This is a genomic window from Paenibacillus aurantius, from assembly GCF_032268605.1.
Classification (GTDB): Bacteria; Bacillota; Bacilli; order Paenibacillales; family NBRC-103111; genus Paenibacillus_AO; species Paenibacillus_AO aurantius.
Window position 1 is genome coordinate 2,642,216 of record NZ_CP130318.1, and the last position, 17,804, is coordinate 2,660,019.

Genomic DNA, 17,804 nt, shown 5'->3' on the forward strand with positions numbered 1-17,804 from the left:
CAGGAGAAAAGGTTTGGGCGCCGTTTGCACGACGCCCTCATGGGAGAGGAGAAACCGGACGAAGGCTTATGGGGAAACGTAAGTCTTCTCCGCGGTTGTCTACGGCACTTTCATGCCGATACTTATAGAATGGACAGGCCGGCGGTAAATTATACATGCCTGTCCAAATTTTTTTGACGGCGGTTAAGAATGTGGTACTATAGCAACGATGGTAATCCTAAAGCAGGTGATGGAAGCATGAGAGTCATATCGGGAACGGCCAAAGGAAGGCCGCTTAAAGCCGTGCCCGGCACAGGGACGCGTCCTACGACGGACAAGGTTAAGGAGGCCGTTTTCAGCATGATCGGCCCTTACTTTGACGGGGGACGGGCTTTGGACCTGTTCGCCGGGACGGGCGGCTTGGGCATTGAAGCGTTAAGCAGGGGGATGGAACAAGCGGTCTTCGTTGACAAAGATAGCAAGAGCATCGAGGTGATCCGCGAGAACCTGAAGACGGCCAAGGTGGAAGGGAAAGCCGAGGTTTACCGCAATGAGGCGGTGCGGGCGCTGAAGGCGCTTGCCAAACGGGAGGTGCGGTTCGATCTGGTTTTTCTGGATCCGCCTTACCGGATGAAAGACATGGACGCACTTATGCTCCTTATGAAAGAACAGCGCCTGCTGAACGACGGGGCGACGGTTATGATCGAGCATGATTCGTCCCATACGTACCCCGAGGAGGCCGGTTCGTTTCATACGGTGAAGCATTCCGTTTACGGAGAGACCGCTATAACGGTATACCGGTATAACGAAGAGGACGGAGACAACGAGGAGCTGACGCAGGATGAAGAAGATCAAGCATGAAGCTACGGTGGCGGTGTGCCCCGGAAGCTTTGATCCGGTGACCTACGGGCATTTGGATATTATCTCCCGGGCGGCCGAAGCGTTTGACCGGGTCATCGTGGCGGTGCTGAACAACGCAAGCAAGAAGCCGCTGTTCACCGTGGAAGAGCGGATGCAGCTTCTGCAGGAAGTGACGAAGGACATTCCTAACGTCGAGGTCGACGGATTTGACGATCTGCTGATCAACTACATGACCCAGAAAAAAGCCCATATTATCGTCAAAGGGCTGCGGGCCGTTTCGGATTTTGAGTATGAGCTTCAGATGGCTTCGATGAACCGCAAGCTCAGCGATAAAATCGAAACGTTCTTCATGATGTCGAGCAGCCAGTATTCCTACCTGAGCTCTAGCATCGTGAAGCAGCTGGCCATGTTTCACGGGCCTATCGAGGATCTGGTTCCCCCTGCGGTGGAAAAGGCGCTCCGGGTCAAATACGCCGGGCGTTAAAGACTCTAGCCAGGCCGCGTGTAAGGAAAATGACAAGGGAGGCGCCACCCAGTAAGGCTATAAGACCGGTAAACCAAACAAGCGGTCCGCCTCCTTTAAGCAACAGGGCCCAGCCCGAGACGGGCTCTCCCGAGGCGGTGCTCCATTCCCCTCCGGAAAAGGGGAGGAAGGCGGCTTTCGGATCGGCCAGCCATCCGGCCAGCGGCTTCCACAGCGCCAGGGTAAGCCCGAAAGCCAAGACGGCGTGCACCGTTCGGGCGTAGAGGAAAGAGCCGTAACGGATGCCCGCCGGGAGGCTGAAGCTTCTGACCTGAGCGTGAAGGGAAAGGCCGCTCCACGCGGCTGCAGCTCCCAGCAAGCCGAGCAGCAGAGGCAGGGGGAGGGCCGATTGGGTGATGGCATACGCCCCCAGATGAGGCTCCAGAAGCCCCGGCACGAAGAGGGAGAGCCCTTTAAGAGGGGCGGGCAGCAGGAGCAGGGCCATCCGGGTAAGAACGGCAAACAGGATCATAAACCCTCCCACGATCATAAGGGTTTGATTGGCGGAGGAGACGGCATCGCCGAGCATTTTGCCGAAGGCCCGGCCATCCCGGCTGCGGGCCTCTCTTAAAGCAGCCAGGCTTCGTGTCAGGAGCCCCTGCCGATCGCTGCTCCTAAGCGGCTTGCGAGCCTTGGCCGCCTCTCCGGCAGGCTCCTTCGGTGCGGTAAGCCGAAACCAGATGCCCATAAGAATGGCCGAGAGGTAATGGATCCCCGCGAGCACCAGACCGGCTTTGGCGCTGTGAAGAAAGCCAATGCCGATGACGGTGATAAGGACCACCGGGCTGCAGAGATGGGAGATGGCAAGCAGGCGTTCCGCTTCCGCCACGCTAAGGCGGCCCTCCTTCCTAAGAGACGCCGTCAGCTCGGCACCGGCCGGGTAGCCTGCCGTGAGGCCGGCCGCGAGTGCCCAGCCTCCGATTCCCGGAATGCGGAAGAAGAGGCGCATGAACGGGTCCAGCAGGACGCCAACCGCTTGAACGACGCCAAGGCCGGTCATGAGCTGGGTCACGACGAGGAAAGGCAGCAGAGCGGGGAACACATAATTCCACCAAAGCTTAAGCCCTCCCAAGGAAGACTGAAAGGCATCATCCGGGTATATAATGATAAAGACGACCAGTAGGATCGCCAGAACTCCCAAGGCAAGCGTGACGGCTTTGCTTTGCGTTCCGATGGGCGAGGGGGACATGCCTGCACCTTCCTTTCGTGGATTGCTACATGTTTACGCCCCGGAGAGCGGGAATAGACCAAGCCCCTGTAGTGCCTTATCCGTGAGTATTGTTCGGATAAGGCACTGGGACCGACAAGACGAAAGGAAAGGAAGCCTAATGGACGAAGAGTACAAGCCGGGGGAGCCCGGTTCTTATCTTGCTCCTGAGCGTTCTCTGAAAAGAGGATGGTCGCTTAGGAGGTTTTTAGCAGGACTGGTAATCGTGTTCCTGCTGTCCTACATTCTTTTTATCATTCCGCTGCCTTATTATATCTTCAAGCCGGGTTCGGCCGAAGAGATCCATCCCATGGTTAAGGTCACCCAGGGCGATTCTCCCGAGCAGGGGGCCTTCCTGCTTACTACCGTAGGGGTGATGGATTCCAACGTGTTCTCCTACTTCTGGGCTAAGCTATTTAAGGAAGAGATCCGGCCGAAGACCTCGGTAAAGCAGGCGGATGAAACGGATCAGGAATATACCCAGCGCCAAGTGTACAAAATGATCTCTTCCCAGAGCAGCGCCATCCAGGCCGCCTATAACAAGCTCGGGATTCCTTATCACATCAAGGACGAAGGCGTGATGGTGCTTCATGTGGTCAAGGGAATGCCGGCGGAGAAAGTGCTGCAGGTCGGCGATTACCTGTTGGAGATTGACGGACTTTCTCTTACCGATGGCGAGAAGCTGGTGAATTATCTCAAAACCAAAAAGGCGGGCGACACGGTTAAGGTGACTTTCCGCCGGGGAGACCAAGTGAAGCAGGAAACCGTCTCTCTCGCCATTCTACCCGCGGCTTCTCCCGCGGCGGGACAGTCCTCCGAGCCTCCCCGCGTAGGAATCGGCTTTACGTTCTCGCAGGTGCAATCCGTTCAGGCCGATGACGAAGGCAAGCAGGTGACCATTCAAGCGGGAGAGATCGGAGGCCCTTCCGCCGGGCTCATGTTCTCGCTTGAAATCTACAACCAGCTGGTGCCCGAGGATATCACGAAAGGCTACCGGGTAGCGGGAACGGGAGAGATCGATGAGCTGGGTCATGTCGGAGTCATCGGCGGAATTCAGCACAAGGTGGTGGCGGCGGACCGGGAGGGAGCCGAGATTTTCTTCGCTCCGAAGGATCTGTATCCGGCGGCGGGGCAGACGTTCCAGCCGGTGCTTAACACAACGGACGCCAAACGGCAGGCGGAGAAAATCGGGACGAAGATGAAGGTCGTATCCGTAGGAACAATGGAAGAGGCGCTGGATTATTTGAAAAATCTGCCGCCAAAAGGCAGCAAAGGCTAAGCCGGACGGCTTAGCCTTTGTTGTATCGGTGTGGAGTAACGCGAGGTCCATATTCCGGTACCTTCGTCGGCGTTGGATCAAGTCACTACAAACGAAGGGGAGGCTCGTAATAATCCCTGAACAAGTCACGGGCGTTCCGGGTCGGATAGCCCAAGCTGTACACCGAAGTGGCGCGGATGTCCTGCTGAAGGAAATCCGCGCTTTCTTCGGTCACTTTTGATATAATAGGAACTCGGGCCACCCGCTTCATGCGTTTCAGCAATTCTCTTCCTCGGGTGGTAAAGCCAAGGATGCGCAGGTAAGGAACTCCCAGCGCTAAAGCTTCCCGGTTAAGGTCATACTTTGAATGATGAAGCAGGATGCGGAGTAAAGTTCTCTGCAGCTTGGTTTGCGTATAGCGCTTGGTTTTGAGAGCGGCAAGGAGCTGGCCCACCTGGTCGGGCCGGCTGTAATCGAGAAGGGGGAGAACACGCTTGATGCGGTGCTCGAGCCCTTCGGTCATTTCGCTTATGGAAGCGAGATCAGCGGCTGTGCGGCTGAGCAGCGTATGGAACAGCGGACCGGCGAAGCGTTCCCAGCTCATGGGGGCTCGTCCCGCTGCCCATTCTCTCTCGAGAATGGCATAGGTGTAGTCCGGAAGCAGGCGGGCGGCGGCGCGCAGGTCCTTCTCTTCGAAGAGAAGCTTCCGGATGGCGGTGGCGCTGGCGATCCGGCTGTCCGTCACCTCCTGCTGGTGGTACCCTGCCTTCCGGCGGGTAATGGTCAGGGGACGAATGGAGCTTTTCAGCCGCTTCAAGGCTATGAGGTAATGCAGCCCGAGCGTGTTGTTCGGCTGGGCCAAGCCTTCGGCCGGCTGTCCGGTCAGGGTGCTAACGGCGGAACTGTAGGCCGCCGGATAGGCGGCGCCCCGGGACAGCTCTTGACGCAGAAGCTCGCCGAAGCCTTCCGGCTCCCGGTGCATCACCTCCGCGAGCCGCTCCAGCCAGCCGATCTCTCCGCTTTCGCTGCCGAAGCACAGGCTGTCCGTCACGCCTGAGGCATCCAGAGCGGACACGGCACCGTAAGCGAACCATTCGGCCGGCTGGGAGGCGAAGGCGGCGGGCAGCTCGATCACCACGTCCACTCCCATCCGCAGCGCCATTTCGGCGCGCGCCCATTTGTTGACGAGAGCGGGCTCGCCCCTTTGCAGAAAATGCCCGCTCATCACGGCGATGACGGCATCGGCTCCGGAGGCGCTTTTGGCCTGCTCGAAGTGATACACATGCCCGTAATGAAGCGGGTTGTATTCGACAATGATTCCGACGGTCTTCACATCCACCCTCCCGTACACGGCCTTTTCCTATATCATAACAAACATTGGCCCGCGGTGCATGCGGGGGGTGTAAAGAGAAAAGGTTGACAAGACTAAATCTTTAAAGCTATAATAATCTTTGTTTGTTTGGGGTGATCGTTACATGCTGCTCAATTTAAAAGAATGGAACACCAAAGATCATACGGTCCAATGGAAGGATAAGCTTGACCTCTCCGATTTTCTTAAGGAAAGACAGGACTTGTCCAAATTCGGCACTCTCGAAGCCGACTTGGAGGCAGCCTCCAAGGACGGAATAATAGAAGTGGCGGGAACATTGACCCTGCCTGTAACGATGCTTTGCTCCCGGTGCCTGACGGAAATTGACGAAGTGTTAACCATTCCTTTCCGGGAAAGATTTACGCAGAGAACCGAGCTGATCCCGCAGGACAACGAGGAATCCGAAGAAGAGGTCCATCTGGTAAAGGAAGATCGTCTCGATCTCCGGCCCTATGTGGAAGAGAACGTCTGGATGGCCTTGCCTTACATTCCGCTTTGCTCCGAAGCTTGCAAGGGGCTGTGCCCGACTTGCGGACAGAACCGGAATACCGATCCGTGCGGCTGCAGCCAGGAGAAGGTGGATCCCCGGCTTGCCGGGCTGGCCGATTTCTTCAACCAGAATAAAGAGTAATCCTGAATTCGCTTAAGGAGGTGGGAATATGGCAGTACCTCAGAGAAGAACGTCCAAAACTCGTCGCGATAAGCGCCGTACTCACTTTAAATTGGAAGTTCCGGGCATGGTTAAATGCGAGCAGTGCGGAGAATTGAAATTGGCTCACCGCATCTGCAAAGTTTGCGGAACGTACAAAGGAAGAGAGATCATCAAGCAATAGTAGCAGTTTCCCTATGTAGTACTTCATCTTTGGTGAAGTGCTATTTTTTTTGCCTTTTCTTTTGAGAAGGAATTCTATATACTCAGTTTAGTACCAGGTCATAGCATTATCCGAGCCTATTATGATAGCAAAAGGCGGTGCCCGTTATCGAACGTCTACCTAAGAGGCAGCGCCAGCAGCAGCTGGCGAAGGTGATTGAAGAGAATCCTTTCGTCACCGACGAAGAGTTGACCAAACGGTTTACCGTAAGCATTCAAACCGTCCGCCTCGACCGGATGGAACTCGGAATTCCGGAGCTGCGCGAGAGGCTTAAGCTTATGGCGGAACAAAGCTACGATCAAGTCCGTTCCCTTCCTCTGCATGAGGTTATCGGGGACGTCATCGACCTTCAGCTTAACAAAAGCGGAATCTCGCTTTTTGAAATACGCGAGGAGCATGTCTTCTCCCGAACCAAAATTGCGCGGGGGCACCATATTTTCTCCCAGGCGAATTCGCTCGCCGTGGCTGTCATCAATGATGAAATCGCTCTGACCGCCTCGGCGGATATCCGGTTTATCCGGTCGATCCGCCTGCAGGAGAAATGCGTGGCCAAAGCCTATGTGCGGTCGGTCTCGAAGGGCAAGGCTAAGGTAGAAGTTTTTACGTACGTTAACGACGAACTCGTTTTCCAAGGAAACTTTATTATTTATCACTCCAAGAACCGGGGAGAAGGAGGCGGAGACAGTCATGCGGATAGCGATTGATGCTATGGGCGGGGACCGGGCTCCTCAAGCGGTAGTGGAGGGAGCGCTCCTGGCCGCAAAGGAGTGGCAGGATACCGAGCTCATTCTGGTGGGCGATTCCGCCACCCTGGAGCCGCTTCTCCGGGACAAGCCGGCCCATGTAAGCCTTCATCATGCAGCGGAAGTCATTGATGCGGAGGACGAACCGGTTAAGGCGGTGCGCCGCAAGAAAGACGCTTCCATGGTGGTGGCGGGCCGTCTCGTCCGGGAGAAAGCGGCGGACGCCATGATCTCGGCCGGGAACACCGGCGCCCTTATGGCCACCGGTCTGCTGGTGGTCGGGCGGATCCGCGGCATCGACCGGCCGGCCCTGGCGCCGATGATCCCGACGCTCGACGGCAGCGGAGTGCTGGCGCTTGATCTGGGAGCCAACATGGACGCTTCACCCGAGAACCTGCTCCAGTACGCCATCATGGGCAGCCTGTACCGAAACAAGGTGCACGGGATCGGGAAGCCTCGGGTAGGCCTGCTGAATGTAGGCACGGAGGAGAAGAAGGGAAATGAGCTGACCAAAGCGGCTTTTCCCTTGCTCGCGGAAGCTCCGATCCACTTTGTGGGTAACGTGGAAGCCCGCGATGTGCTGCAGGCGGAATGCGACGTGCTCGTGTGCGACGGCTTTGTCGGCAATATTCTTCTGAAGTCTCTCGAGGGGACGGCGGAAGCAATATTCGGGGTGTTGAAGCAGGAGTTCACCCGAAGCCTGACGACCAAGCTGGCGGCGGCCGTCCTGGCCCCCGGGCTCCGCAGCTTCAAGAAGAAGCTGGATTACACCGAGCACGGCGGCGCCCCTCTGCTTGGAATCGACGGCCTGGTGCTGAAGAGCCACGGCTCCTCGGACGCCAATGCCATCAAGAATGCGGTGCGTCAGGCGAGAACGGCGCTCGCCGGTCGTCTGGTGGAAGCCATATCAAGTGAAATCAGCAGTGGAAAGTGAGTTGTGGGGAATGAAACTAACACCTGTGGGAATTCTGGGCTCGGGCAAATACGTGCCGGAGCGCGTTCTGACCAATTTCGATCTCGAGCAGATGGTGGAAACCAATGACGAATGGATCCGGACCCGGACGGGAATAAGCGAGAGAAGGCTGGCGTCCGCCGAGGAGGCCTCGTCCGATCTGGCTTATCACGCTTCGGTGATTGCGCTTGAGCGGGCGGGCGTCAAGCCGGAGGAGATCGACCTGATCGTGGTGGCGACGGTGACGCCGGATATGGCGTTTCCTTCCACGGCGTGTCACCTTCAAGCGAAGCTCGGGGCGAAGAAGGCGGCGGCCTTTGATTTGTCCGCCGCCTGCTCGGGCTTCATCTACGGTCTCGCGAATGCCGCCAACTTCATTGCCACGGGTACCTATAAATACGCCTTGGTGGTAGGAGCGGAATGCTTATCGAAAATTACCGATTATACGGACCGGAATACGTGCATCCTGTTCGGCGACGGCGCTGGCGCCGTCGTCATCGGCCCGGTGGAGGAAGGACGCGGCTTCCAGTCCTTCGAGCTCGGGGCAGACGGCACGGGTGCCGACCTGCTTAAGATCAGCGGAGGCGGCTCCCGCTGCCCGGCTTCGCCGGATAGCTTGGAGGGCAAGCAGCATTTTATCCAGATGGCGGGCAGTGAGGTATTCAAGTTCGCGGTGAGGATTATGGGCAATGCGGCCGAGGAGGCCCTGCGGAAAGCGGGCCGGGACAAGTCGGACATCGACCTGCTGGTCCCGCATCAAGCCAACATCCGGATTATCCAAGCATCGCTTAACCGGCTGGATCTTCCGGAGGAGAAGTGCATGATCAATCTGAACAAATACGGGAACGTTTCGGCGGCGTCCATCCCGATCGCTCTGGCAGAAGCCGTAGAGGAAGGGCGCGTGAAGGAAGGCGACTGCCTGGTGCTGGTCGGCTTCGGCGGCGGCCTCACCTGGGGCGCGTCGGTTCTCATCTGGTAAGGAAAACGCACGAAAGAAGGGAGACGGCAAGAACACATGGGAAAAGTGGCATTTGTTTTTCCGGGCCAGGGAGCCCAGGCCGTCGGGATGGGGAAGGACGTTTACGACAGTCATCCCGGGGCTAAAGAAATCTTTGAACGGGCGGACGCAGCGCTCGGCTTCCCGCTTTCGGAGCTTATTTTTAACGGGCCGGACGAGGAGCTGAAGCAGACCTATAACACCCAGCCGGCTCTGCTCACGACAAGCGTGGCTATTCTGGAGGCACTGAAGGACAAAGGGATCGAGCCGTCTTACACCGCTGGTCACAGCTTGGGCGAATACAGCGCTTTGGTGGCGGCCGGCGCTTTGACCTTCGAGGATGCCGTCCGGACGGTCCGTTCCCGCGGAGAGTTCATGGAGCAGGCGGTTCCGGGCGGACAGGGGGCCATGGCGGCCGTTCTCGGCGCGGAGCGGGAGGCGTTGGCGGACTTCTGCGCCAGGGTAAGTGCGGAAACAGGCACAGTGGAGCTCGCCAATGTCAACTGCCCGGGCCAAATCGTCATCTCGGGCAGCCGGGAAGGGGTCCAGGCCGTTGCGGAGCGAGGGAAGGAAATCGGAGCGAAACGGGTGATTCCGCTTGAAGTAAGCGGCCCGTTCCATTCCTCTCTCATGAAGCCGGCGGCGGGCAAGCTGGCGGAAGTTCTGGCGGGGATCGAAGTGAAACAGGCTGCCGTTCCGGTTGTCGCTAACGTGACGGCGGAGCCGGTGGAGGATCCTGAGCAGATTCGCCGGCTCCTTACGGAGCAGGTCTACTCTCCCGTCCTTTGGGAGGACAGCGTCAAGTGGCTTATCGCTCAAGGAGTCGATACCTTTGTGGAGATCGGTTCGGGAACCGTTCTGGCCGGCCTAATTAAGAAAATCGATAAGAGTGTTAAGGTCCTATCGGTCAACAGCCGCGAAGCGGTCGAGAGCTTATCGCTGTAACGAGAAGCGTAATCATGTGGAGAAGGAGGCGGAATACATGCTTACAGGAAAAACCGCGCTGGTCACCGGCGCCTCAAGGGGCATCGGCCGCGCCATCGCGCTAGGCTTGGCGGAAGCCGGAGCGGACGTTGCCGTCAACTACGCCGGCAGCGAGAGCGCAGCGGAGGCGGTCGTCCGGGAAATTGAGGCGATGGGCCGCCGGGCATTCAAGATTCAAGCCAACGTAGCCGATTCCGGCCAGGTGGACGAGATGGTCAAGCAGACGCTGGAAGCGTTTGGCCGTCTTGACATTTTGGTGAATAACGCCGGGATTACGCGGGATAATTTAATCATGCGCATGAAGGAAGAGGAATTCGATGACGTCATCGCCACGAACCTGAAGGGCGTGTTTAACTGCCTGAAGGCCGTTACGCGTCCGATGATGAAGCAGCGGTACGGGCGGATCATCAACATCTCCTCCGTGGTGGGGGCACTCGGCAACCCCGGACAAGCCAACTACGTGGCGGCCAAGGCGGGCGTTATCGGCCTGACCAAGTCCGCGGCGAAAGAGCTTGCCTCCAGGGGCATTACCGTCAATGCGGTGGCTCCCGGCTTTATCGTCACCGACATGACCGACAAGATGACGGAGGAAGCCAAAGCGGCCATGATCGGCATGATCCCGCTGGCCCGCCTCGGACAGCCGGAGGATATTGCCAAGGCCGTCAGGTTTCTGGCATCCGACGACGCCTCTTACATGACCGGACAGACGGTTCATATAGACGGCGGCATGTACATGTAACGGTCCGTTTAGGAGTCCCAAAAGCCCTATATCCTGCGGTTTGGAAAGCTTTTTGGAGCCTGTCCCGGTTGGCTATGGAAATTATGAATCAATTCTCGTATAATACCAAAGAGGAGGTGAACCGGATGTCCGATGTTTTGGATCGTGTTAAGCGAATTGTCATCGATCGCCTCGGGGTGGAAGAGTCTGAAGTTACCCTCGAAGCATCGTTTAAAGATGATTTGGGGGCCGATTCCTTGGATGTAGTGGAATTGGTTATGGAACTTGAAGATGAGTTTGATATGGAGATCTCCGACGAAGATGCAGAGAAAATTACGACTGTGGGAGAAGTAGTAAATTACATACAATCTCATACGTAAGAACAGAGTCCCGTTGGTTACGACGGGACTTCTCCTCATTAAGATAGAATAATCGGACGCTATACGGTCTCGGATATAGAGGTGAATTCAATGGTACAACGTGTCGTGATAACAGGAATGGGAGTCATGACCTCTCTGGGGAAAGACCTGGAGACGTTCTGGGCAAGCCTTATGGAAGGCAAGTCCGGTGTTTCTCTCGTGGAAAGCTTCGACGTAAGCGAATACCCTACGCGCATCGCGGCGGAGATCAAAGATTTCAACCCGGAAGACTACATGGACAAAAGGGAAGCCCGCCGCATGGACCGTTTCGTTCAATTTGCCGTTGTGGCAAGCGAGAAGGCGCTCCAAGACGCCGGTCTGAACGTTAAGGAAGATACGGATCCGGAACGCGTCGGCGTCTATATCGGGTCGGGCATCGGCGGATTGAGAACCTGGGAGGAGCAGCACAAAATTCTCCTCGAGAAAGGACCGAAACGCGTAAGCCCTTTCTTCATTCCGATGATGATCGCGAACATGGCATCCGGGCAGGTTTCGATGAATACGGGCGCTAAGGGACCGAACAGCACATCGGTGACGGCTTGCGCCACCGGAACTCATTCCATCGGCGATTCCTTCCGGCTCATTCAGCACGGGGATGCGGATGTCATGATTTGCGGCGGTGCGGAAGCGACCATCAGCCCGACCGGGATGGCCGGGTTCTGTGCCCTAAGGGCGATGTCCACCCGCAACGACGAGCCCGAGAAAGCGAGCCGCCCGTTCGACGTGGACCGCGATGGATTCGTCATGGGCGAAGGCGCAGGAATTCTCGTGCTGGAATCGCTTGAGCACGCACAGAAGCGGGGAGCGAGAATCTATGCCGAGGTCGTGGGCTATGGAATGAGCGCGGATGCCCATCACATGACCGATCCGTCACCGGGTGGGGAAGGTGCGGCCCGCTGTATGAAGAAGGCGATGAAGGATGCCGGACTTCAGCCGGAGGACGTCGATTACATCAACGCCCACGGAACTTCGACGGGGGTCGGCGACAAAGGCGAAACGGATGCGGTTAAGTCCGTATTCGGCGAGCAGGCGTACAAGGTACCGGTCAGCTCGACGAAATCGATGACCGGCCATCTGCTTGGAGCCGCTGGAGGCGTGGAGGCCGTTATCTGCGGATTGACGATCGTGAATGGGATTATTCCTCCGACGATCAACCTGGATAACCCGGATCCGGAATGCGACCTGGACTACGTCCCGCACAAACCGCGCCAAGCGGACGTGGAGGTGGCCATGTCCAATTCCTTCGGATTCGGCGGCCACAACGCGACGATCATCCTGAAAAGGTTCGAGGCGTAATCCGATGAACCGCGACTTGAAGCAGCTTCAGGCGCAGCTCGGTATCCGCTTCAAAGACCCGTCGCTTTTGAGGCAGGCCTTCACCCATTCTTCCTATGTGAATGAGAATCGAATCTCCGGCAACAAGGATAACGAGCGCCTGGAGTTTCTGGGCGACGCCGTTCTGGAATTGACCGTTTCCGAGTATCTGTACGACTTGCATCCCGGCCGGTCCGAAGGAGAACTCACCAAGCTTAGGGCTTCCATCGTATGTGAGCCTTCGCTCGTGATCTTTGCCGAAGAGCTGGAGTTTGGGCGCTTTGTCCTTCTGGGCAAAGGGGAAGAGCTGACGGGGGGACGAACGCGGCCGGCGCTGCTTGCCGATGTGTTCGAATCGTTCATCGGGGCCCTCTATCTGGACCAGGGGCTCGAGGCGGTTAAAGCGTTCCTCCAGAAGATCCTGTTTCCGAAGATATCGACAGACGGCAAGCCCCAAATCGTCGATTACAAAACCCGTCTTCAGGAGCATACCCAGCAGCATGGCCTGGGCACGCTCGAATACCGCATTGTCGAGGAGCGCGGACCCGCCCACGAGAAGGAATTCGTTTCCGAGGTCTGGATGGAAGACGGCCTCCTCGGCAGGGGCAGCGGACGCAGCAAGAAAGAAGCGGAGCAGCAGGCAGCGGAACGGGCGCTTGCCAAGCTCCAGGTGAAGGCCAAATAGGCTGTTGAGCAAGAGGGCAGACCGCCTGAATTCGGGCGGACTTTCTGCTCTCTTTTCTTTGATTGGCAAGGGTCCTTCCCTTTTGAGCGGATGGGCGTTATGTTACAATATGGTTGAGGTGAGTCCATGTTTTTAAAAAGGATTGAGCTGGCAGGGTTTAAATCCTTTGCCGACAAAACGGAGCTGGAATTCGTCCAGGGCATAACAGCCGTCGTCGGACCGAACGGAAGCGGCAAAAGCAACATTTCCGACGGAATCCGCTGGGTGCTCGGCGAACAGAGCGCCCGAAGCCTGCGCGGCGGCAAGATGGAGGATGTTATTTTTGCCGGTAGCGATGCGAGAAGGGCCGTTAACTACGGGGAAGTCTCGCTCACGCTCGAGAACGGCGATCACGCCCTGCCTCTGGATTTCAGCGAGGTGACGGTTACCCGCCGGGTTCACCGGTCGGGGGACAGTGAATATTTTATCAACAAGCAGGCCTGCCGCCTGAAGGACATCACCGAGCTGTTCATGGATACGGGCATTGGGAAAGAAGCCTATTCCATCATCGGGCAGGGCCGGATTGAAGAAATTCTCAGTACAAAATCGGAAGATCGACGGGGAATTTTCGAGGAAGCCTCGGGGATCGTCAAATATAAATCGCGCAAGAAAGAAGCCGAGAAGCGGCTGAATGAAACCGAGCAGAACCTGCTGCGCATCCATGATCTGGTCTCGGAGCTGGAGGACCAGATCGGTCCTCTTCGCGACCAGTCGGAGAAGGCCATTCGGTTCAAGGAACTGAAGGAAAAACTTAAGAACAGCGAAATTTCCATGTATGTGTACCAGATCGAGCAGATTCACGCGAGCTGGACCGAAACGAATTCCCGCCTGTCTCAGCTAAGGAGCAAGCAAATGGAGCTCGGGGCGGTGGTCAACCAGCATGACGCCCATCTGGAGAAGCACCGCTGGGAAACCCGGCGTCTCGATGAGGAGCTGGAACGGCTCCAGCGGCTGCTGCTGCAGGTGAGCGAAGACTTCGAGAAATGCGAAGGACACGGGGAAGTGCTGAAGGAAAGACGTAAGAACCTGGCGGCGAACCGGGTTCAGCTGGAGCAGACCATTTCCTCGCAGGACAAGCGTCTTCAAGGCCAGCAGGCCGAGCTGGAGGAATACCAGAAGAAGATGGCTGAGCTGACGAAGCGTCTGGAGGACTACCAGGGGGCTTTGAAGGCGGAGGAGGAAAGTCTGCTTGGCGTGGTAGGGGGAATCAGCAGCGAGACGGAGGAGCGGTACAAAGGGGAACTCCTCGAGACGCTGAACGAGACGGCCCAGGCCCGCAATGAGATCCGCTATACCGAGCAGCAGATCGAGACGCTTCTCCGAAGAAGCGAGCGGCTCGAGGAAGAGAAGGCCAAGTGGGCCGAGCAGAAGGACCGGCTCGTCCGCCGGCGGGCGGAGCTTAAGGAGAAACGGGAGGCGGCGGCTCAAGCCACCACCCGCATCCGCGAGGAGTACTCGGCCCTCCTGCAGGAGACCCGGACGAAGCAGAGCCTGGGAGAGGAAGCGATGGCCGCCCTCCGCAAATGGGAGCAGCGCCTCGATTCCCTTGTCTCCAGACGGGACACCATGAAGGAAATGGCGAACGACTATGACGGCTTCCTGCAGGGAGTCAAGGAAGTGCTGAAGGCGAAGAACCGGCCGGACGGACTGCGCGGAATTCACGGCGCGGTCGCCGAGCTGGTGAGGGTTCCGGGCGAGGTGGAAACGGCTGTCGAGACCGCGCTCGGAGCGGCGCTGCAGAACGTTGTCGTGGACAACGAATCCGACGGCCGTGCGGCCATTGCCTTCCTGAAGAAACGCCAGCTCGGACGGGCTACCTTCCTTCCGCTTGATGTTATCCGCGGCCGCTCCGTCAACGAGATGGAGCTGCGTTCGGCCCGGCAGGCCGACGGATTCGTCGGCGTTGGGGTGGATTTGGTTCAATTCGACGAGAAATACCGGCAAATTGTTTCGTCGCTTCTCAGTCATGTCATCATTGCCAAGACGCTGGAGGATGCGAACCACATCGCGGCGAAGTGCCAGTACCGGTACCGCGTGGTCACCTTGGAGGGAGACGTGGTCAATCCGGGGGGATCCATGACCGGAGGAAGTCAGCATCGCAAAGCGACCAGCCTGCTCAGCCGCCAGCGGCAGATCGACGAGATGGACAACGAGATCACCCAGACGAGGAGGCAGCTTGAGCAGCTGCGCCAGAAGAGCCTTCAGCTTAAGCAGGAGCTGGCATCCCATGCCGAGCGGATCGAGCAGCTGCGCCAGGAGGGCGAAGCTAAGCGCATCGAGGAGCAGCAGTATGCGGCGGAGCTTAATCCGCTGGAAAACGAAGCAAGGAACACGGAAGATCATCTGGCCGTGCATCTGCAGGACCGGGATGCGTTGAAGGACGAAATCCGCGAGTTGACCGCCCGCAAGGAGGCGGCGGCTGAATCTCTTGCGAAGCTGCAGGCGAAGGAAGAGAAGCTGCAGCAGGCGATCCGCGCGGCGGAGCTTGCCCGCAAGGCAAGCGAATCCCAGAAGGAAGAGCTGCAGACCCAGCTCACCGAGCTGCGGGTCAAGACGGCGGCCGCTTCGCAGGAGCGCCAGTCGCTTGGCGATCAATACCGCCGTTTTCAGGCGGATTATGCCGTCTGGCAGACGGAGCTCGAGCAGAACCGCCGCCTACTGAAGCAGCTCAACCAGGACACCGAGCTGAATGAGCAGGAGAGCGTGCTTCATACGGAGAGGCTGAACGACCTCAAGATCAAGAAGCAGGATTATACGTCGCAGACGGAGTTCAAGCGTGCCGAACGGACGGAGTGGCTGCGCAAGCTCGAGGAAGAGGAAAGCAAAACCCGCGAGCAGCGCAACGAGCTGAAAGAGGTGGAGGAAGAGCTTCACCAGACGGAGGTTCGGGTTAACCGGCTTGATGTGGAGCTCGACAACCTGCTCAAGAAGCTGTCCGAGGAGTACGAGCTGAGCTTCGAGCTCGCCAAACACCGCTACCCGGTTCCCGAGGATGTGGCGGGCACTCAGCTCCGCGTCAAAGAGATCCGACGGGAAATCTCCTCCCTCGGCGACGTGAACTTGGGTGCGATTGAGGAGTACAGCCGTGTAAGCGAGCGGTATGACTTCCTGAGCGGCCAGAAGGCCGATCTGATCGAGGCCAAAACGACGTTGTATCACGTCATCCGCGAGATGGACGAAGAGATGTCCAAGCGGTTCCACACGACGTTCGAGCAGATCCGCACGCACTTCGTCGTGGTCTTCGCCAAGCTGTTCGGCGGCGGCCGGGCCGACCTCATCCTGTCCGATCCCGACAGCCCGCTGGATACCGGCATCGAGATCGTTGCTCAGCCGCCCGGCAAGAAGCTGCAGAACCTGCAGCTGCTCTCGGGCGGCGAGCGGGCGCTGACGGCGATCGCGCTGCTCTTCTCGATTCTGCGCGTCAAGCCGGTGCCCTTCTGCGTGCTCGACGAGGTCGAAGCCGCGCTGGATGAGGCGAACGTCTCCCGCTTTGCCGAATACCTGCGCGAGTTCTCGCACGTCACGCAGTTCATCGTCGTCACGCACCGCAAGGGGACGATGGAGGAAGCCGACGTTCTGTACGGCGTCACCATGGAGGAGGGCGGCGTGTCCAAGCTTGTCTCCGTCCGCCTCGAGGAAGAAGAGGCGATTGTCTCGGCTTAATACATTACGTTTGCCGGGAAAGAGTCGGAGAATTTGAAAGTGGGCCGGAGAGTTTACGGGCTTATCGGGTTTTTACCGCTTGGTAAGTTGAATAAACCCGATGACAAGAGAAGCCGGAGGCCATTTTCAAATTTCGCAGATGCTTTCCCGGCAAACCCCACCCGGAGGGAAACCATGAGCTTTTTCAAAAAACTTAAAGAGAGCATCACCGGCAAAACCGAGGCCGTCACCAAGAAGTTTACCGAAGGCCTGACCAAGACGCGGACCGCCTTCGTGGAACGGGTCGAAGACCTCATCATTCGCCGCAAAAAAATCGACGAGGAGTTCTACGAGGAGCTCGAGGAAATCCTAATCGGCGCCGACGTAGGCGTCAATACGGTCATGAAGCTGATCGACGAGCTGCGGGTGGAAGTCCGCAAGCGGCGCATCGAGAACGCAGACGAACTTCAGCCGGTCCTGTCGGAGAAGCTGGTCGGCCTGCTTCGCTCCGATGAGGACAACGGCCTGAAGCTCGCTCCGAGCGGGCTGACCGTCATCCTGTTTGTCGGGGTCAACGGCGTCGGCAAGACCACCACTATCGGCAAGATGGCGCACCGCTTCAAGCAGGAGGGCAAAAAGGTGCTCCTGGCGGCGGGCGATACGTTCCGCGCGGGTGCCATCGAGCAGCTGGAGGTGTGGGGCCAGCGTGTAGGCGTCGACGTCATCAAGCAGCAGGCGGGCTCTGATCCTGCAGCGGTCATGTACGACGCCGTGCAGGCCGCCAAAACGCGCGGAGCCGACATTCTGCTCTGCGACACGGCCGGGCGGCTTCAGAACAAGGTCAACCTCATGGAGGAGCTGAACAAAATTTACCGCGTCATCAAGCGGGAAGTGCCGGATGCTCCCCACGAGGTGCTCCTGGTGCTGGATGCCACCACCGGCCAGAACGCGCTCAGCCAAGCGAAGCTGTTCGGCGACAAGACGGGCTTGACCGGTCTCGTGCTGACGAAGCTCGACGGAACGGCCAAGGGAGGGATCGTTATTGCGATCCGCCAGGAAGTGGGCATTCCCGTCAAGTTCGTCGGCCTCGGCGAGAAAATGGACGACCTGCAGGAGTTCGACTCCGAACAGTTCGTGCATGCCCTGTTCGCTGGACTGGTAACCGAGGAAGCCGCCGATACGCCGTAAGGAACACGGGGGGGTTATTACCCGCCAGCAGCCGTTGAAGCCTCAAAGGGCCCG

The 17,804-nt window shown here is 58.0% G+C and carries 17 protein-coding genes; 15 read left to right on the forward strand and 2 right to left on the reverse strand.

Going from position 1 to position 17,804, the window contains the following annotated elements:
- Nucleotides 1-237 precede the first annotated feature (237 nt).
- The gene (rsmD, locus tag MJA45_RS11915) at nt 238-840 is read left to right on the forward strand and encodes a 16S rRNA (guanine(966)-N(2))-methyltransferase RsmD (protein WP_315607469.1); all 603 of its coding nucleotides are present in this window, start codon (nt 238-240) and stop codon (nt 838-840) included.
- On the forward strand, nt 821-1,324 hold the full coding sequence (gene coaD, locus MJA45_RS11920; RefSeq protein WP_315607470.1) for a pantetheine-phosphate adenylyltransferase: 504 nt from the start codon (nt 821-823) through the stop codon (nt 1,322-1,324). The genes rsmD and coaD overlap by 20 nt, the downstream gene beginning before the upstream one ends.
- On the opposite strand, the gene MJA45_RS11925 is transcribed toward coaD, so the two are convergent.
- Nucleotides 1,305-2,552, reverse strand: a complete 1,248-nt coding sequence (locus MJA45_RS11925) for a nucleoside recognition domain-containing protein (protein WP_315607471.1) — start codon at nt 2,550-2,552, stop codon at nt 1,305-1,307. The two genes, coaD and MJA45_RS11925, sit on opposite strands and share 20 nt — an antisense overlap.
- A 139-nt stretch (nt 2,553-2,691) precedes the next feature.
- On the opposite strand from MJA45_RS11925, the gene MJA45_RS11930 reads away from it, so the two are divergent.
- A complete protein-coding gene (locus MJA45_RS11930; protein WP_315607472.1) occupies nt 2,692-3,849 on the forward strand; it encodes a SepM family pheromone-processing serine protease in 1,158 nt (385 codons plus the stop codon).
- 85 nt (nt 3,850-3,934) lie between these two features.
- Here MJA45_RS11930 and MJA45_RS11935 read toward each other — a convergent pair whose 3' ends face one another.
- On the reverse strand, nt 3,935-5,161 hold the full coding sequence (locus tag MJA45_RS11935) for a nucleotidyltransferase (RefSeq protein WP_315607473.1): 1,227 nt from the start codon (nt 5,159-5,161) through the stop codon (nt 3,935-3,937).
- A 142-nt stretch (nt 5,162-5,303) separates the two neighbouring features.
- On the opposite strand from MJA45_RS11935, the gene MJA45_RS11940 reads away from it, so the two are divergent.
- The 12 genes from MJA45_RS11940 to ftsY all read left to right on the forward strand — a co-directional run bounded on the left by MJA45_RS11940 (nt 5,304) and on the right by ftsY (nt 17,750).
- Nucleotides 5,304-5,828 carry a YceD family protein gene (locus MJA45_RS11940; protein WP_315607474.1) on the forward strand — a complete coding sequence of 175 codons (525 nt, stop codon included), beginning with the start codon at nt 5,304-5,306 and terminating at the stop codon, nt 5,826-5,828.
- Between the two features lie 28 nt (nt 5,829-5,856).
- Entirely contained in the window at nt 5,857-6,030 is a 174-nt protein-coding gene (rpmF, locus tag MJA45_RS11945) for a 50S ribosomal protein L32 (RefSeq protein WP_315607475.1), read from the forward strand.
- Between the two features lie 137 nt (nt 6,031-6,167).
- Nucleotides 6,168-6,773, forward strand: coding sequence for a transcription factor FapR (fapR, locus tag MJA45_RS11950; RefSeq protein ID WP_315607476.1), 606 nt, complete (start codon nt 6,168-6,170; stop codon nt 6,771-6,773).
- On the forward strand, nt 6,757-7,746 hold the full coding sequence (gene plsX / locus MJA45_RS11955) for a phosphate acyltransferase PlsX (RefSeq protein WP_315607477.1): 990 nt from the start codon (nt 6,757-6,759) through the stop codon (nt 7,744-7,746). Before fapR ends, plsX begins: the two co-directional genes overlap by 17 nt.
- A 10-nt stretch (nt 7,747-7,756) precedes the next feature.
- The gene (locus MJA45_RS11960; protein WP_315607478.1) at nt 7,757-8,743 is read left to right on the forward strand and encodes a beta-ketoacyl-ACP synthase III; all 987 of its coding nucleotides are present in this window, start codon (nt 7,757-7,759) and stop codon (nt 8,741-8,743) included.
- A gap of 36 nt (nt 8,744-8,779) precedes the next feature.
- A complete protein-coding gene (fabD, locus tag MJA45_RS11965) occupies nt 8,780-9,706 on the forward strand; it encodes an ACP S-malonyltransferase (protein WP_315607479.1) in 927 nt (308 codons plus the stop codon).
- A gap of 37 nt (nt 9,707-9,743) precedes the next feature.
- Nucleotides 9,744-10,484, forward strand: coding sequence for a 3-oxoacyl-[acyl-carrier-protein] reductase (fabG, locus tag MJA45_RS11970; protein WP_315607480.1), 741 nt, complete (start codon nt 9,744-9,746; stop codon nt 10,482-10,484).
- 125 nt (nt 10,485-10,609) lie between these two features.
- A complete protein-coding gene (gene acpP, locus MJA45_RS11975; protein ID WP_315607481.1) occupies nt 10,610-10,843 on the forward strand; it encodes an acyl carrier protein in 234 nt (77 codons plus the stop codon).
- Between the two features lie 90 nt (nt 10,844-10,933).
- Complete coding sequence (fabF, locus tag MJA45_RS11980) at nt 10,934-12,178, forward strand: beta-ketoacyl-ACP synthase II (protein WP_315607482.1); 1,245 nt, start codon at nt 10,934-10,936, stop codon at nt 12,176-12,178.
- A 4-nt stretch (nt 12,179-12,182) separates the two neighbouring features.
- Nucleotides 12,183-12,881 (forward strand): ribonuclease III, encoded by a 699-nt coding sequence (gene rnc, locus MJA45_RS11985; protein ID WP_315607483.1) that lies wholly within the window; start codon nt 12,183-12,185, stop codon nt 12,879-12,881.
- 126 nt (nt 12,882-13,007) lie between these two features.
- Entirely contained in the window at nt 13,008-16,583 is a 3,576-nt protein-coding gene (gene smc, locus MJA45_RS11990; RefSeq protein ID WP_315607484.1) for a chromosome segregation protein SMC, read from the forward strand.
- A 174-nt stretch (nt 16,584-16,757) separates the two neighbouring features.
- On the forward strand, nt 16,758-17,750 hold the full coding sequence (gene ftsY / locus MJA45_RS11995) for a signal recognition particle-docking protein FtsY (RefSeq protein ID WP_315607485.1): 993 nt from the start codon (nt 16,758-16,760) through the stop codon (nt 17,748-17,750).
- Nucleotides 17,751-17,804 lie beyond the last annotated feature (54 nt).

Coding starts and splice junctions, on each gene's coding strand:
- MJA45_RS11960 (WP_315607478.1), top strand. CDS start 7,757: ATGAAACTAACACCTGTGGGAATTCTGGGCTCGGGCAAATACGTGCCG.
- plsX (WP_315607477.1), top strand. CDS start 6,757: ATGCGGATAGCGATTGATGCTATGGGCGGGGACCGGGCTCCTCAAGCG.
- MJA45_RS11940 (WP_315607474.1), top strand. CDS start 5,304: ATGCTGCTCAATTTAAAAGAATGGAACACCAAAGATCATACGGTCCAA.
- fabF (WP_315607482.1), top strand. CDS start 10,934: ATGGTACAACGTGTCGTGATAACAGGAATGGGAGTCATGACCTCTCTG.
- smc (WP_315607484.1), top strand. CDS start 13,008: ATGTTTTTAAAAAGGATTGAGCTGGCAGGGTTTAAATCCTTTGCCGAC.
- rpmF (WP_315607475.1), top strand. CDS start 5,857: ATGGCAGTACCTCAGAGAAGAACGTCCAAAACTCGTCGCGATAAGCGC.
- ftsY (WP_315607485.1), top strand. CDS start 16,758: ATGAGCTTTTTCAAAAAACTTAAAGAGAGCATCACCGGCAAAACCGAG.
- MJA45_RS11925 (WP_315607471.1), bottom strand. CDS start 2,552: ATGTCCCCCTCGCCCATCGGAACGCAAAGCAAAGCCGTCACGCTTGCC.
- acpP (WP_315607481.1), top strand. CDS start 10,610: ATGTCCGATGTTTTGGATCGTGTTAAGCGAATTGTCATCGATCGCCTC.
- coaD (WP_315607470.1), top strand. CDS start 821: ATGAAGAAGATCAAGCATGAAGCTACGGTGGCGGTGTGCCCCGGAAGC.
- rsmD (WP_315607469.1), top strand. CDS start 238: ATGAGAGTCATATCGGGAACGGCCAAAGGAAGGCCGCTTAAAGCCGTG.
- MJA45_RS11930 (WP_315607472.1), top strand. CDS start 2,692: ATGGACGAAGAGTACAAGCCGGGGGAGCCCGGTTCTTATCTTGCTCCT.
- fabD (WP_315607479.1), top strand. CDS start 8,780: ATGGGAAAAGTGGCATTTGTTTTTCCGGGCCAGGGAGCCCAGGCCGTC.
- rnc (WP_315607483.1), top strand. CDS start 12,183: ATGAACCGCGACTTGAAGCAGCTTCAGGCGCAGCTCGGTATCCGCTTC.
- fabG (WP_315607480.1), top strand. CDS start 9,744: ATGCTTACAGGAAAAACCGCGCTGGTCACCGGCGCCTCAAGGGGCATC.